General features: G+C 57.1%; 15 protein-coding genes. 10 read left to right on the top strand and 5 right to left on the bottom strand.

Annotated elements, in window-relative coordinates; genetic code table 11:
- Positions 1-89 precede the first annotated feature (89 nt).
- The 3 genes from argJ to FHL07_RS11205 all read left to right on the top strand — a co-directional run bounded on the left by argJ (position 90) and on the right by FHL07_RS11205 (position 2,982).
- On the top strand, positions 90-1,307 hold the full coding sequence (gene argJ, locus FHL07_RS11215) for a bifunctional glutamate N-acetyltransferase/amino-acid acetyltransferase ArgJ (RefSeq protein ID WP_095001789.1): 1,218 nt from the start codon (positions 90-92) through the stop codon (positions 1,305-1,307).
- Positions 1,308-1,408: 101 nt separating this feature from the next.
- Entirely contained in the window at positions 1,409-2,041 is a 633-nt protein-coding gene (locus FHL07_RS11210) for a glutathione S-transferase (protein WP_138738474.1), read from the top strand.
- Entirely contained in the window at positions 2,038-2,982 is a 945-nt protein-coding gene (locus FHL07_RS11205; protein ID WP_095019263.1) for a Nudix family hydrolase, read from the top strand. Before FHL07_RS11210 ends, FHL07_RS11205 begins: the two co-directional genes overlap by 4 nt.
- Before the next feature lie 159 nt (positions 2,983-3,141).
- Here FHL07_RS11205 and FHL07_RS11200 read toward each other — a convergent pair whose 3' ends face one another.
- The 3 genes from FHL07_RS11200 to FHL07_RS11190 are packed head-to-tail and all read right to left on the bottom strand — an operon-like array spanning position 3,142 to position 6,685.
- Positions 3,142-3,723, bottom strand: a complete 582-nt coding sequence (locus FHL07_RS11200) for a cob(I)yrinic acid a,c-diamide adenosyltransferase (RefSeq protein WP_095001786.1) — start codon at positions 3,721-3,723, stop codon at positions 3,142-3,144.
- 2 nt (positions 3,724-3,725) lie between these two features.
- Positions 3,726-5,762 (bottom strand): sensor histidine kinase, encoded by a 2,037-nt coding sequence (locus tag FHL07_RS11195; protein WP_095001785.1) that lies wholly within the window; start codon positions 5,760-5,762, stop codon positions 3,726-3,728.
- 47 nt (positions 5,763-5,809) lie between these two features.
- Entirely contained in the window at positions 5,810-6,685 is an 876-nt protein-coding gene (locus FHL07_RS11190; RefSeq protein ID WP_413052601.1) for a putative 2-dehydropantoate 2-reductase, read from the bottom strand.
- Between the two features lie 205 nt (positions 6,686-6,890).
- On the opposite strand from FHL07_RS11190, the gene FHL07_RS11185 reads away from it, so the two are divergent.
- Positions 6,891-7,376 (top strand): YajQ family cyclic di-GMP-binding protein, encoded by a 486-nt coding sequence (locus tag FHL07_RS11185; protein ID WP_007906601.1) that lies wholly within the window; start codon positions 6,891-6,893, stop codon positions 7,374-7,376.
- A gap of 136 nt (positions 7,377-7,512) precedes the next feature.
- A complete protein-coding gene (locus FHL07_RS11180) occupies positions 7,513-8,355 on the top strand; it encodes a mechanosensitive ion channel family protein (RefSeq protein WP_130872086.1) in 843 nt (280 codons plus the stop codon).
- Positions 8,356-8,623: 268 nt separating this feature from the next.
- Here the strand turns inward: FHL07_RS11180 and FHL07_RS11175 are convergent, their stop codons facing one another.
- Complete coding sequence (locus tag FHL07_RS11175) at positions 8,624-9,916, bottom strand: OprD family porin (RefSeq protein ID WP_095032232.1); 1,293 nt, start codon at positions 9,914-9,916, stop codon at positions 8,624-8,626.
- Positions 9,917-10,697: 781 nt separating this feature from the next.
- Between FHL07_RS11175 and FHL07_RS11170 the strand changes: the two genes are divergently transcribed.
- Both FHL07_RS11170 and FHL07_RS11165 read left to right on the top strand, forming a co-directional pair.
- Positions 10,698-11,123, top strand: coding sequence for an HIT family protein (locus tag FHL07_RS11170; protein ID WP_095001781.1), 426 nt, complete (start codon positions 10,698-10,700; stop codon positions 11,121-11,123).
- Between the two features lie 2 nt (positions 11,124-11,125).
- Positions 11,126-11,332, top strand: coding sequence for a SlyX family protein (locus tag FHL07_RS11165; protein ID WP_095019267.1), 207 nt, complete (start codon positions 11,126-11,128; stop codon positions 11,330-11,332).
- Between the two features lie 68 nt (positions 11,333-11,400).
- Here FHL07_RS11165 and FHL07_RS23920 read toward each other — a convergent pair whose 3' ends face one another.
- On the bottom strand, positions 11,401-12,003 hold the full coding sequence (locus tag FHL07_RS23920; protein WP_095001779.1) for a cold-shock protein: 603 nt from the start codon (positions 12,001-12,003) through the stop codon (positions 11,401-11,403).
- Between the two features lie 473 nt (positions 12,004-12,476).
- Here FHL07_RS23920 and FHL07_RS11155 point away from each other — a divergent pair, with 473 nt between their 5' ends.
- The 3 genes from FHL07_RS11155 to aspS all read left to right on the top strand — a co-directional run bounded on the left by FHL07_RS11155 (position 12,477) and on the right by aspS (position 15,126).
- On the top strand, positions 12,477-12,839 hold the full coding sequence (locus tag FHL07_RS11155; protein ID WP_095001778.1) for a ribbon-helix-helix domain-containing protein: 363 nt from the start codon (positions 12,477-12,479) through the stop codon (positions 12,837-12,839).
- Between the two features lie 180 nt (positions 12,840-13,019).
- A complete protein-coding gene (locus tag FHL07_RS11150; RefSeq protein ID WP_029611571.1) occupies positions 13,020-13,241 on the top strand; it encodes an FmdB family zinc ribbon protein in 222 nt (73 codons plus the stop codon).
- Between the two features lie 109 nt (positions 13,242-13,350).
- On the top strand, positions 13,351-15,126 hold the full coding sequence (gene aspS / locus FHL07_RS11145; protein ID WP_016782225.1) for an aspartate--tRNA ligase: 1,776 nt from the start codon (positions 13,351-13,353) through the stop codon (positions 15,124-15,126).
- The last annotated feature ends 107 nt before the right edge of the window (positions 15,127-15,233 follow it).

The raw sequence follows: 15,233 nt of genomic DNA, 5'->3' as shown, positions 1-15,233 counted from the left end.
GCGCCGCGACCGGCATTAGCCGTCGCGGCGTTTTACCATTGAATTCCCGTCCTTTTGCGGCGGCGCACAGAACTTTTTAGGAGCGCGTCATGGCTGTTGGTCTTGGTCCTTTGCCTGTTTTGCACCCGGTGGCCGGTTTTGAACTGGGTATCGCTTCTGCCGGTATCAAGCGCGCAGGGCGCAAGGACGTGGTGGTTATGCGCTGCGCCGAAGGCTCCAGCGTGGCGGGTGTTTTCACCCTGAATGCGTTTTGCGCGGCCCCTGTGATTCTGGCCAAACAACGTGTGCAAGGCCCGGTTCGCTATTTGCTGACCAACACGGGCAATGCCAACGCCGGTACCGGTGAGCCGGGGCTGATCGCTGCAACCCGGACCTGCGCCAGGCTGGCTGAACTGACCGGCGTTGATGCCAGTGCCGTGCTGCCGTATTCCACCGGGGTGATCGGCGAGCCGCTGCCTGTCGAGAAGATCGAAGGCGCATTGCAAGCCGCGCTGGACGATTTGTCCGAGAACAACTGGGCCGAGGCTGCAACCGGCATCATGACCACCGACACCCTGCCAAAGGGTGCCAGCCGTCAGTTCGAGCATGAAGGCGTAACCATCACCGTGACCGGTATCAGCAAGGGTGCGGGCATGATTCGTCCAAATATGGCCACCATGCTGGGCTACATCGCCACCGACGCCAAAGTTGCCCGCGACGTGTTGCAAAACCTGCTGCTCGACGGTGCGAACAAGTCGTTCAACCGCATCACTATCGATGGCGATACTTCGACCAACGACTGCTGCATGCTGATTGCCACCGGCAAGGCTGCCCTGCCTGAAATTACAGAAGCCAGCGGCCCGCTGTTTGCCGCGTTGAAACGGGCGGTGCTGGAAGTCTGCATGGAGGTGGCGCAGGCCATCGTGCGTGACGGTGAGGGTGCGACCAAGTTTGTCACCGTTGAAGTAAATGGCGGCGCCAATCACCAGGAGTGCCTGGACGTGGGGTACACCGTTGCACACTCGCCGCTGATCAAGACCGCGCTGTTTGCCTCGGACCCGAACTGGGGCCGCATTCTGGCTGCAGTGGGCCGCGCAGGCGTGCCGGATCTGGACGTCAGCAAGATTGACGTGTTCCTGGGTGAAGTGTGCATTGCCAGCGGCGGCGCCCGTTCGGCCACTTACACCGAAGAGCAGGGCTCGGCAGTGATGGCTCGCGAAGAAATCACCATCCGCATCGAATTGGGTCGTGGTACCTGCAGCGAGACTATCTGGACCACTGACCTGTCCCACGAATACGTGAAAATCAACGCCGAGTACCGTACCTAAGTCGTCTCGACATCACGGGGTTGTCAGCCGATCCTGCGCGGGCAGCACCGTGATGCCTTGAGGGCATCAGATTTACCCCCTAATTCTCAAGGTGTCTGTGTATGAGCTTCCACCTGATCATTGGCGACAAGTTGCACTCTTCGTGGTCCCTGCGTGGCGCACTGGCGCTGGATCTGGCGGGTGCTGCCTACACCGAGACACTGATAAAACTGGGTCAGCCGGATACCCGGGCACTGATTCTGCAACACTCGGCAGCGGGTAAAGTACCGTTGCTCAAGACCGAACATGGCACCATCGCTGACTCGCTGGCGATTGCCGAATATCTGAATGAGCGTTTCCCTGCGGCCCAGTTATGGCCTGCAGATATCAAGGCACGGGCCCAGGCCCGATCGGCTTGCGCGCAAATGCACAGCGGCTTTTTTGCGTTGCGGGGCAATCTGCCATTTGATTTGAGCCATGATCAGGCGCTGGTACCCATGCCGGCCGAGGCTCAGGCCGACATCGAGCGCATCATTGCCTTGTGGGCAGAGTGCCGTGCTGTGGCCAGCGAACGCGGGCCGTACCTGTTCGGGCGGTTGAGTGTGGCTGATGCGTTTTTCGCGCCGGTGGCTGTGCGCCTTCGCACTTATCGCGTGGAGCTGTCAGCAGAAGATCAAGCGTATATCGACGCCATTTATCAATGGCCTGCGTTCAAAGCCTGGCAACAGGCCGGATTAGAGGAAGTACAAGGGTGAAACGAGTTCATGTGGCTGCGGCCGTTATCCGGGGCACAGACGGCAGCATTCTGATCGCTCGTCGCGCTGACACTCAGCATCAGGGCGGTCTGTGGGAATTTCCCGGCGGCAAGGTCGAGGCCGGGGAATCGGTCGAAGCTGCACTGGCGCGCGAGCTGAAAGAAGAGTTGGGCATTACGGTCGAGGTGGCCCGGCCTCTGATCAAGGTTCAGCATGACTATCCGGATAAGCAGGTTCTGCTGGATGTATGGGAAGTTTCGGCGTTTTCCGGCGAACCTCATGGCGTAGAAGGTCAGCCACTGGCTTGGGTCAGTCAGCGCGAGTTGGTGGACTACAGGTTCCCTGACGCCAATCAGCCCATTGTGGGCGCTGCCCGCTTGCCCGATCAGTACCTGATTACGCCGGATGAACTGGAGACCCCTGAGCTGTTGCGCGGTATCCAGAAGGCGATTGCAGGCGGGATCAGGCTGATTTCGTTGCGTGCCCCCAATGGGTACGACCCCAAGTACCGCGACCTGGCGGTGGACGCGACCGGCTTGTGTGCCGGCAAGGCGCAGTTGATGCTCAAGGGGCCGTTGGAGTGGTTGGGGGATTTTCCTTCGGCCGGCTGGCATCTGACGGCCGCGCAATTGCGCAAGTACGCCGCCAAGGGTCGGCCATTGCCAAAAGACCGCTGGCTGGCAGCTTCATGCCATAACGCCGAGGAGCTGGCGCTGGCTGAACAGATGGATGTGGACTTCGTGACCCTGTCGCCGGTGCTGGCGACGCAGACCCACCCTGATGCACAGCCACTGGGCTGGGAGCAGGCGCAGCAATTGATCGCCAATTTCAGCAGGCCGGTATTTTTGCTGGGTGGGCTCGGCCCGGATGATCGCCAGCAGGCGTGGCAGATCGGTGCCCAGGGCGTGGCGGGTATTCGGGCGTTCTGGCCGCAGGTTTGATGTGATTCGGAGGCTGTTGCGGGTCCCGCGACGGCATGCACGTTCTGTTGGTTGTGGGAGCGAGCCTGCTCGCGAACGACCTTCGCGAGCAGGCTCGCTCCCACAGATTCAGTTTTTCCTGTAGTCGCTGACGAGTAGAGCGACTACAAATGAACGACATCAAGCCTTTGGTTTGGCTGCCGCCTGCCACAGGATCTCTGCAACCCCCTGGCGCTTGGCAATCAGGCGCGCGGCGACAAACAGCAAGTCAGACAAGCGATTGATATACGCCAGCCCCACACCTGCCAGTGGCTCCAATGCATTGAGCTGCTGGCAGCGGCGTTCGGCACTACGTGCCAGGCTGCGGCAAACATGGGCCTGGGCTATCAGGCTCGAGCCGCCGGGCAGAATGAAGTTCTCCAGTGGCCCCAGCTCCTCATTCCAGCGATCGATCGCAGTTTCAAGCCGTTCGATCTCGGCAGCGTTAAGTGCCTGATATTCCGGCATCGCCAACTCACCCCCCAGGTCAAACAAACGGTGCTGACACGGCTCAAGCACCTCGATCAGCTCGTTGAGCCCCGGCTGGCTGGCACTGTGCTCGATGAGCCCGGCCAGGAGCAGGCCGACCTGGCTGTTAAGCGTATCGACTTCGCCGATGGCTTCTATGCGCGGGTGATCCTTGGGCACACGGCGACCGTCGCCAAGCCCTGTTTCGCCCTTGTCGCCGGTGCGGGTATAAATTTTCGATAAGCGAAAGCCCATGGTTACATTTCCACGTTGGTTGGTTCGGGGGAGGCCGGCTGGTTGCCGGCCAAGGGCAGGCGCAGGGTAAAACAGGTGCCTTGGCCCTGGGTTGAGTGCACTTCCATTTGGCCCTTGTGGTTGTTGGTAATGATGAAGTACGACACGGACAGGCCAAGCCCTGTGCCCTGGCCAACTTCCTTGGTGGTGAAGAAGGGCTCGAAAATTCGTTTGCGCACCGCCTCGGGCATACCGGCACCGTTGTCTTCGACCTGTATTTCCGCCCAGGGCGGGTTGAGCCTGGTGCGCAGGGTTATGCGTCCCGGCTCGCTCTGATCGGCACGTTGATGAATGGCCTGGGCGGCGTTCTTCAGCAAATTGAGCAGCACCTGCTCCAGTTCGTTGGGGATGCCGGGCACCGGTCCCAGTTGCGGGTCGAACTGGCGAGTGATGGCTTGTCCCATAAAGTCAAAACCAATGGCCAGGTCGAAATCATTGCTGGCGATGTCCAGAGCCTGGTCAATCAGGGCCGACAGATCACAGGGGCTCATCTGCCGGTTGCTGCGGCGGCTGAAGCTGAGCATATGGGTGACAATTTTCGCCGCGCGTGCACCGGCCTGTTGAATGCCATCCAGTAGTTGCGGGATTTCCCGGGCCTGCAGGTAGTGGTTGACCACCTCCAGGTCGATGCCGGTCTGCTCGGCTTGTTCGATGTTCTTGGGCAACTCGCTCGACAGGCGCCTGCGAATGTTCTGTACGTTATGCAGGATCGCTCCCAGCGGATTGTTGATTTCGTGAGCCATACCGGCAGCCAGCCCGCCTACGGAAAGCATTTTTTCCGATTGCACCATCATGTCTTCCAGCGACAGGCGCTGGGTGATGTCATCGATGCGGATCACCACGCCGCGTCCACCACCGCCCATCAGGGGGTAAAAGGTCAGGGCATAGTGGCGGGCTTCCTCGCCCTGATTCCAGGTGACGCGTTCAATTTTTGCGACCTGGTGGTGCTCAATGGTGTCTTTGAGTTGCGGCAGGAAGGGCTTGAGAGGTTCAAATGCCAGCTCGATGGGCTTGTTCAGGGCTTCATCCAGCTGCGTGCCGGAGAGGGCGCTGGCTTCCTGGTTCCATTGGGTGACATAGAGCTGTTCGTCCAGTGCAATCAGCGCCGAAGGCATGGAGTCGATGATGCAGTTGAGGTAGTTCTGAAAACCGGTAAGTTTTTTCTCGATTTTGCTGCGTACCTGGACTTCCAGTTCCAGCTTGCGATTGGTGTTGCGGGTTTCTTCGGCCAGCGACTGCGCTTGATCGTACGCCTGGCGGGCCTCGTCCCGTGCGCGTTTGAGCGCTTGATCGCGTACTTCAATGCGCGACAGCATGGTGTTGAATGCCTCAGCCAGGCTACCGATTTCGTCGTTGTTGCCGGGCGCCGCGCGCAATGCGTAGTTCTCCTCGCGAGTGACCTGGCGGGACAGTTCTTCAAGGCGGTGAATAGGCTGGGTAATCAGGCGCTTGATCTGCCGCGCCACCACGAACCAGAGCAAAGCGCTGATGATCAGAATGCCCAGGCTGGCCGTTAGCGTGCCGGTATAGAACGCCATTGGCAGTTCGCTGCTGGCGATCAGCAACAAATGCCCGGGGGGCTGGTCGCCGTTATGCAGGCGGGTGATTTGATGGCTGCGCAGTTCGGTGAGGCTCCAGGCCTCAAGTTGACGATAGTGCTCCGGAAGTGGCAGGTGTTCGCCGTGTTGCAGTTGTCCCAGCAGGTTGCCCGCGCTGTCATAAATGGCGGCAGCACGCAGGGGGGCGTAGCTGCCGATCTCGTTGAGCAGGGCTTTGGCGCTTTGCGGCGAGTCCAGTGCGTGGGTGATCAGGTCGGGGTTTGCGGTCAGCTTGCCCAGGGTTTGCAGGGCTTGCGGAGCCGTGCTCTCGTGGGAGATCCAGTACGCGACGCTGATAAACGTCAAGTTGGCCACCAGCAATACGGTGGCCAGCAAGGCGAGCAGGGCGGTCAGCAGCTTCTGGCCTACCGGGAGGTTTTCAAGGCGCTGGCGCAAGGGCATGAGATGGCCATTTGATAAAAGAACAGAAGGGCAGGGTAGCGCGGCCCTCAGTTGCAGGGCAATCCGCGCTGGCGCAGGTGTTCGCTCAAGCGTTGGTGCAGACCTTGCAGACAGGGGACGGCGAATTGTCGGTTGCGGGCGGCAGTGCAAGCGTAGCCCAGCAAGTAACTGATTTCGGTGCGCCGGCCCTGGCTGACATCTTGGTGCATCGATGAATAATTGTTGGCTGTCGCCTGGATGACCCGGTGCACCTCGGTGGCCAGGTCGATGGCGGCTTCTGCCTGGCCGCAGTGTTCCAGCAAGGCGCTGAGTTCGGCGCACAGGGTGTTCACTTCGGCATCATGGGCTTGCAAGCCGCCGTTGCGGCAATCAAGGAGCACCGTCAGTGGGTTAATCGCACAGTTTAGTGCCAGTTTGCGCCACAACCTGCTCAGAATATTCGGGCTCCATTCATGGGCAATGCCGCTGAGTTGAAGCTCTTCCAGCCATTGAGGGGCAGGGCCATGACGTGGGTCGCCCAGCCAGGTATGGCCACGCCCGGCAAACACTACGCGCCAGTCGCCATCGCGATAGGCGCCTTCAGTGCTGGAGGCGAAGATGCAACGCGCGTGGGGTACCTGCGCAGCGACGGCCTGCTGGCTGCCGAGGCCATTTTGCAACAGGATCAGTTCGGCACCCGGGCTCAGGCGCCCGGCGATTTGCTTGACCGCCTGCTCGGCGTCGTATGCCTTGCAGGTGACCAGCAAGCGCTGGATAGGCTCGTCGGTTTCAGGGGTTTGTGCGCTGATGGGCCAGTGTTGCGAATCTTCGCCTTCAATCAGGGTCAACTTTTGCACGGCTTTATAGGCTTGCAGGCGGTCGTCGTTGCGCAGAATGAGGGTGACGGGCAGGCCGGCGCGTGCCAGTCGTGTTGCCCACAGCATCCCCATGCTGCCTGCACCGAGAATGTGCCAGGTGGTGCTAGCCCGTGCCGGTGCGTTTGGGGGATTTTGTGGGATGGCCGAATCTGGCATGTGAGCTCGCAAGTGAATGAAGTCGAAGAACCGCTATAATGCCCGCGCATTTTAACTGTCAGGTCAGGCGTGCTCCATCTGTGTTGAGCGCGCCGTTTATTATTGGAGAAATTACATGCCGTCGTTCGACGTGGTATCCGAACTGGACAAGCACGAAGTCACCAACGCCGTCGAGAACGCCGTCAAGGAGCTGGACCGTCGTTATGACCTCAAGGGTAAAGGTACTTTCGAGTTCAAGGAAAAGGATTTGACGGTCAACTTGACCGCTGAAGCCGACTTCCAGCTCGAAGCCATGATCGAGATCCTCAAGCTGGCACTGGTCAAGCGCAAGATCGACGTTCAGTGCCTTGAGGTCAAGGACGCTTACGCTTCGGGCAAGTTGATGAAGCAGGAAGCGGTGCTCAAGGAAGGCATTGATAAAGAGCTGGCGAAAAAGATCGTCGCTCACGTCAAGGACGCCAAGCTCAAGGTTCAGGCCGCCATTCAGGGCGAGCAAGTGCGTATCACGGGTAAAAAACGTGATGACCTGCAAGAAGCCATCGCTGCGTTGCGTGCCAAAACGTTCGACATGCCGCTGCAGTTCAACAACTTCCGCGACTGATCACCACCCGGGGAACCTCTGGCGATCATTGACGTCCGATTTTCCTGGGCGCTGCAGAAACGATTGAGCTGCCAGGGTGGCTCGATCGTTTTGCTGAATAAATGACGCTGGCAGGTAATGGCGTGAGGAGATAAAAATGGATTTGAACACTGAAGTTGATCAATTGATCAAGGCCTCCCAGGCCTGGGTTCCGATGATCATGGAGTACGGCAGTCGCGTGCTGCTGGCACTGGTTACCCTGGCTGTCGGCTGGTGGCTGATTAACCGCCTGACGACCAAGATCGGTCAGTTGCTGGCGTTGAGAAAGGCGGATCTTGCGCTGCAGGGCTTTATCAGCAGCCTGGCCAATATCATTCTCAAGATATTGCTGATTGTCAGTGTTGCATCGATGATCGGTATTCAGACCACCTCGTTTGTGGCAGCCATCGGTGCGGCAGGTCTGGCCATTGGCCTGGCATTGCAGGGCAGCCTGGCCAACTTTGCAGGTGGGGTACTGATTCTGTTGTTCCGCCCGTTCAAGATCGGTGACTGGATCGAAGCTCAAGGTGTAAGCGGGACTGTCGACAGCATTCAGATTTTCCACACGGTGCTGCGTACCGGTGACAACAAAACCGTCATCGTGCCAAACGGTAACCTGTCCAACGGCATCATCACCAACTACAACCGTCAGCCGACGCGCAAGGTGGTGTTTGATGTGGGTGTGGACTACGAGGCGGACCTGCAGAAGGTGCGTGAAGTGTTGTTGGCGCTGGCCGATGACCCGCGCGTGCTGAAGCAGCCTGCTCCGGTCGTTGTGGTGACTGCCTTGGGCGACAGTGCTATCACCATGTCGCTGCGGGTTTGGGTCAACACCCCGGATTACTGGGATGTACTCTTTATGCTCAACGAGCATTCGCGTGACCGCTTGAAGGCTGAAGGTATTGATATTCCTTTTCCGCAGCGTGTAGTACGTGTGGTTCAGGAAGTGGCTGCGGAATAAGGCCGGGAACTGCACCTGATTATTGAGTCAGGTCTGGATAAACAATTAAAGGGGCTAAGGCCCCTTTAATTGTTTTTGTCGCTTGTGGTCGCCGCTGCGAATGCATGATCGGACATATATGTATAACTGATAATTAGTTGCATTCGGCTCTGTTAGTTAGCTTGCTATATAACTTGGTTTTATGTCGGCCAATAAAAAGCCACGCCCTGAGACAGGTGCGTGGCTTTCACTAAACAGTGTGTTTGCAACTAGAGCCCTTAGGCCTCGGTTACAAGATGTTCAGTGGGTACTCGGCAATGATACGTACGTCGTTGTTGTCTGTGCCGTTCACGCTGTTGTTGCCGTTGGTGCGGTAAACCGCGCTACGCAGACGCAAGGACAGGTCTTTGGCCGGGCCTTCCTGCAATACGTATTTGGTCTCGAAGTCGAACTCGTGCTCTTTGCCTTCGCCCGTGCTGGTGGAGATGTTGTCACCTTTCACGTAGCGAGCCATGAAGCTCAGGCCTGGCACGCCGTAGCTGGCCATGTTCAGGTCGTAGCGACCCTGCCAGGAGCGTTCGTCACGCTGGTTGAAGTCGGAATATTGCACGGAGTTGGCGAGGAAAATAGTACCGCCGCCATCTACGCGGTAGTAGTAAGCGCTGTCACCGGTGGAGCGCTGGTGAGCGATGGTGAACTTGTGGGCGCCCAGGCTATAGGCGGCTGCCAGGCTCCAGATTTTGTTGTCAACGTCGCCGGCGCGTTCCTGACCCTGGCTCGAGGTTCTGTAGCCGTTGAAGTCGAAGTTCAGGGCTTGAGACTCTGCGATTGGCAGGGTGTAGTTCAGGTTGATGTACTGCTTCTTGAAGTAGTCATCAACATCGGATGCGGCAATGCCGCCGACGAAGTTGTCAGTGAACTGGTAGGTTGCGCCGGCAATATTGGCGGCGGTCAGGCCTGGCTCGCCTTTGCCGTTGATGCTGTCACGGGCCATGCCAGTCTGGGAGCTCAGTGCGGTGAAGCGACCTGCGGTCAGCTCCAGGCCTTTGATTTCCTTGCTGGTGATCAGGGTGCCGGTAGCAACCTCAGGCAGCAGGCGGCTGTCGTCAGTGGAGAAAACCGGGCTGGCGACGAACTGGTTGCCGTATTTCAGCTCGGTGTCGGACAGGCGGAATTTGACCGCGCCGCCGATTTTCCCTTGGGTATCTTCAGGGGAGCCATCGCTTTTGCTGGCGAACAGGCCGTTGCCCTGGCGACCGGCACCGCCATCCAGGCGTGCAGTACCCATGGCGAAAGCATCAACACCGACACCAATGGTGCCTTGGGTGAAGCCGGACTGGTAGTTAAGCAGCTCGCTCAGGCCCCAATCTTCACGGTAGCCGCTTTTGAACGAACCATCGGCCTGCTGCTTGTTGCCAGCACCGTTACGGAAGTCGCGGTTCATGTACAGCATGCGGGTTTTGGAAGTCAGCGTGCTGTCTTCAACGAAACCTTTTGCGTCGTCCTGGGACGAAGCCATTGCGAACTGAGTAGTGCCGGCTGAAACAGCCAGGGCGATCATGCTCCACTTCATCACGCGCATCGTGATTTGCTCCTTTGGTTTTTAGGAAGAGTACTGCCGTCCCACCTGAATTATTATCTGGGCGGCTCTTTCTTTTTGTGTCGGCGCAAACTTATATCACGCCGGCAATATTGGCGATACTTGCTCTCATAACCTTTCAGCTTCTTTACAGCCATGTCGCAAATGGCACCCCACATGTCGCAAGCGCGCCGCTTAGAGCCTTGTTTGAGCATCTATTCAGTACTGTTTCCAGTGTTGGGCATATGATTGATTTCATGTTGCCTACAATGAAAACTCAAAATTCCTACTGTTTAGCTATTGTTATTTATCGTCAGGTTGCTGTGCTCCTGCTCAGGCCTGGCGACTGTGTCAATGATCTATGCAACAAGCGTGCTCAAATTCCTGCCTGGATGAAAAATAAATAATATTCTGCGTTTTTGAGCTATGAGGCCTGATCGTGCTTGGGTCAAACGGCGATAAAGATGCCTTCAGGGTGTTATTTTTTGTTGCAAGGAGTGGTGCCTGTCCCGGATTTACGCCTTAAGCGTTACCGGTTAACACCCGCTGGGGTGGCAGGTGACGTTTTGGCGCGCTTGAAACATGCGCTTTGTGCAGTTTTGGTGCATAAGTGTTCGAGCACTGTTGCTTGGGCGTGCAGCGTCGCATTTGCGGTGCGTGCAGGGCTGGAGGCGTGATGCCAGTCGCAATCAAGGGTATCCTTGATTCCTGTCGTCTGGCCTGCGGTGAATGTCACCGGGTGCCGGGTTGTGCTGAAATGAACGGTCAAACAGGAGAGCTCCCAGTGTTCGCTTTGGATACACGTCTTCAAGAGGATACCTGGCTGATAGGGGACTTCCCCTTGTGCCGCTTGCTGCTTTCCAATGATTCGAATTACCCCTGGTTTATCCTGGTGCCGCGACGCGAGGGTATAACTGAACTGTTTCAATTGGATGACGCCGACCAACAGCGGATGTGGGCTGAGACCACGGCTTTGGCGCGGGTGCTGAAAGAGTCGTACGGTGCGGATAAAATCAATGTTGCCACCCTGGGTAATGTCGTCAGTCAGTTGCACATGCATGTGATTGTTCGTTACCGGGCTGATGTGGCATGGCCAGGGCCTGTCTGGGGCAAGCATCCTGCAAAACCCTATGCGCCGGCAGAGGTGCGTGCTGTCCGGGACAGGCTGGCATCGGCTCTTGATGCAAGTTTTACTATTTCGGAGGGTTGATCGTGACGCTTGAAGCGCGAGTGATGGACCTTGAAAGCCGCGTGGCTTTTCAGGATGACACCATTCAGGCATTGAATGATGTACTGGTGGCCCAGCAGAACACCGTGGATCGTCTGCAGATGCAGATGGCCGCCTTGCTCAAGCGCCAGGAGGAAATGGGCGGGCAGTTCGAGTCGTTTGAAGAAGAGGCTCCGCCACCGCACTATTGATTGTTTTGTGCAGGCATAAAAAAACCGCGATTCAGCCTGGCTGATCGCGGTTTTTTTTCAGGCTTGAATCAGCGGCGCGGCAATGCTGCGATCACGTCTTCGGCCTGCAGGCCCTTGTCGCGGTTCATGACCGAGAACTCGACACGTTGCCCTTCCACCAAAACACGATGGCCCTCGCCACGAATGGCGCGGAAGTGTACAAAAATATCATCACCGGAATCTCGGGAGATAAAGCCGAAACCCTTTGAGGTGTTGAACCATTTGACAGTCCCTGTATCGCGGTTGGTCATGTCATAGCTTTGCGAGGACGACGAAGGTGACGATTTATAGAAGCTGACAGCAAGATGAAGCAGTACGGCAATAACAGCAGGTGTCAGGCCCAGGAGAACAGCGGGCTGATCACCAATCGGCAGCAGCAGGCCGAACAGGGTCAGGGTCTGCAGGACAACGGACAGTACCAGCAGCGCACTGACCAGATTCTGCAGTTGATGGCGCGGGCCTTTATTCCAGAATGGAATGACTGGGGCCAGTGTCAGGTTCAGCAGGCCAAAAAACGCCAGGTAAAGGGCATCAGGATGTTGTAGGTAAGGTAAAGCTTCAGATTGCAGGCTGGGAATAAAGGACAGCAGCAAAGCCGCTGCACCCGTTATCAGGTGGACGATTTTCAACATTTCAATGACTCACATTAAGATAGATCGCAAGGAAGAGCTGATTGCGCACGGTTCGCTTCAGAAAAAATGGAGGCGCTGGATACGTGAGTTCATCAGCCTATGCGCCCTCGCCGGAGGCGAAAATTGGGCAACACGCTGCCTATTTAACAGCAAAGCTTGGGTCTACTCAAATTAAGCGTATGGGTCTATCTGTGAGTGAGACTGTTCGATGAGGCCTAGGCAAAATCAGCTTATTACGAAAGCCTTGTCTTAGACGCATGTAGGCCTCTGGTCTGGGGGTTGGGGGGTGGTGTGATCTGATGGGGGTGCTGCCTGCTCCGTCCATGACCATATTCGCCGCACGTAGCGAGAGCGCTCCTACAGATTTGCGGGTTTGATCCGCTGGATAAGAATTTTTACATGTCGTTTTATGAGGCAAGTTCTTTGAAAAAAGAGTAATCAAATCCAATGATGCGCAATGGAGTGCTTTTGCGATGGGGCGATTGATGCGGCAAGAAAATGCCGGGTGCAGATCAATGCAGAGGGTCAGGATTGACCCTGCCATTCTGGACTTTGGCATCACGCTGGCCCGGCCATTATCACGTTCAGTACGGTTGAATGGCTTTGCCACCTGTTTGCGGCTTGAGGAAGTGTATTGGGAGGTGTTGTCCGATATATCACGTATCAACAAGTGTTCAATAAATACGCTGCTGTCCTATATCGACCTGGAGGTTCACTTGCGCCATGGCGGGGTGAAGAACTTCAGTGGGTTCATTCGGGTCGTCTGCGTCATGCATTTGTTGAAAATGGGTCGCGGCCTTCAGGAGGTAAAACAGCAGCAGGTGTTTGCGGGTTGAAGGCCGCAGCCGGCTGGAGGTGCATGCTCGACGGCTTGTAATCGCCCACTATTTATGATGCATTTAGGCGCTTCTGGCTGTTCATGCGGCTGCAATGGCTCGATTTACCAGATATAATCTCGCTCTTTGCTGTGCGGCCCTGCTTAAGGGTTGCCGCTAACGGATTGTCGAGACACGCCAATGCCCATGTACGATTACCAGTGCGCTTCCTGTGGTCATCAGCTGGAAGCCATTCAAAAGATCAGCGCTGCACCGCTGGTTGATTGTCCAGCCTGTCAGGCCCCCGAGCTGAAGAAAATGCTGTCCATGCCGGGTTTCCGCCTTAGCGGTACAGGCTGGTATGAAACAGACTTCAAGACAGGCTCGAAAAAGAATCTGGCAGGCGGCGATAAATCCGACTGAGGTCTAGCGAAAGCAGTCAGAACACAAGCGGGCTCTTGCAAGGTTACCAGCACCGACGGTGCGCAAGACCTCCACCGAATTTCGAATTACGAGAAGTGAAACCACTACCATGATGCGCAGCCATTATTGCGGCCAACTGAACGAAAGCCTGGACGGCCAGGAAATTACCCTTTGCGGATGGGTTCACCGTCGCCGTGACCACGGTGGGGTGATTTTCCTCGATATCCGTGATCGTGATGGTCTGGCCCAGGTGGTTTTCGACCCGGATCGCGCTGAGACCTTCGCCGCTGCCGACCGTGTGCGCAGCGAGTATGTTGTCAAGATCACCGGCAAGGTACGTCTGCGTCCTGCCGGTGCAGGCAATACCAACATGGCGTCGGGCATGATCGAAGTGCTGGGCTATGAGCTGGAAGTGCTGAACGAAGCAGAAACCCCGCCATTCCCGCTTAACGAATTCTCGGATGTCGGCGAAGAAACCCGTTTGCGCTACCGCTTTATCGACTTGCGTCGCCCGGAAATGCTCGAGAAGCTGCGCCTGCGTTCGCGCATGACCACCAGCATTCGTCGTTACCTGGACGAAAACGGCTTCCTGGACGTTGAAACACCGATCCTGACCCGTGCCACCCCGGAAGGCGCCCGTGACTATCTGGTGCCTAGCCGTACTCACGCCGGTTCGTTCTTTGCTTTGCCGCAATCGCCGCAACTGTTCAAGCAGTTGCTGATGGTTGCCGGTTTTGACCGCTACTACCAGATCGCCAAGTGCTTCCGCGACGAAGACCTGCGTGCCGACCGTCAGCCTGAGTTCACTCAGATCGACATCGAAACCAGCTTCCTCGATGAAAAAGACATCATGGGCCTTACCGAAGGCATGATCCGCAACCTGTTCAAGGAAGTGCTGGATCTGGAATTCGGCGAATTCCCGCACATGACCTTCGAAGAGGCCATGCGCCGCTACGGCTCCGACAAGCCCGATCTGCGTAACCCGCTGGAACTTGTTGACGTTGCCGATCAGCTCAAAGACGTGGATTTCAAGGTGTTCAGCGGCCCGGCCAACGACCCTAAATGCCGTATTGCGGCCCTGCGGGTTCCGGGTGCTGCAAGCATGCCGCGCAAGCAGATCGACGACTACACCAAGTTTGTCGGCATCTACGGTGCCAAAGGCCTGGCGTACATCAAGGTCAACGAGCGCGCCAAAGGCGTGGAAGGTCTGCAGTCGCCGATCGTTAAAAACATCCCTGAGGCCAACCTGAACGTGATCCTGGATCGCGTCGGTGCCGTCGATGGCGATATCGTGTTCTTCGGTGCCGACAAGGCCAAGATCGTCAGCGAGGCCCTGGGCGCGCTGCGTATCAAGGTGGGTAACGACCTGAACCTGCTGACCTGCGAGTGGGCCCCTATGTGGGTAGTCGACTTCCCGATGTTCGAAGAGAACGACGACGGCAGCTTCAGCGCCTTGCACCACCCGTTCACTGCACCGAAGTGCTCGCCTGAAGAGCTGGAAGCCAACCCGGCAACCGCGATCTCCCGTGCCTACGATATGGTCTTGAACGGTACCGAGCTGGGTGGCGGTTCGATCCGTATCCATCGCAAGGAAATGCAGCAAGCGGTATTCCGCCTGCTGGGTATCGAAGAAGCCGAGCAGGAAGAGAAATTCGGCTTCCTGCTGGACGCCCTGAAGTACGGCGCGCCGCCCCATGGTGGCCTGGCCTTCGGTCTGGATCGTCTGGTCATGCTGATGACCGGTGCACAATCGATTCGTGAAGTGATTGCCTTCCCGAAAACCCAGAGTGCTGCCTGTGTCATGACACAAGCACCTGGCGTGGTTGACGCCAAAGCGTTGCGCGAGCTGCATATTCGTTTGCGCGAACAAGCCAAGGCAGAGTAAGTCTGACCTTCAAAGGCGCATCTTCGGGTGCGCCTTTGCATTTGGGGTCGAGAATTTTTATTGTCAGGCCTTGGCCTGGCAAGGTTTTTAAAGGGATTCGGAGTGCG

The organism is Pseudomonas sp. FSL W7-0098 (genome assembly GCF_005930585.1).
Lineage (GTDB): Bacteria > Pseudomonadota > Gammaproteobacteria > Pseudomonadales > Pseudomonadaceae > Aquipseudomonas > Aquipseudomonas bubulae.
Note: the sequence above shows the minus strand (reverse complement) of the source record. Positions and strands in the feature narration are given on the sequence as shown.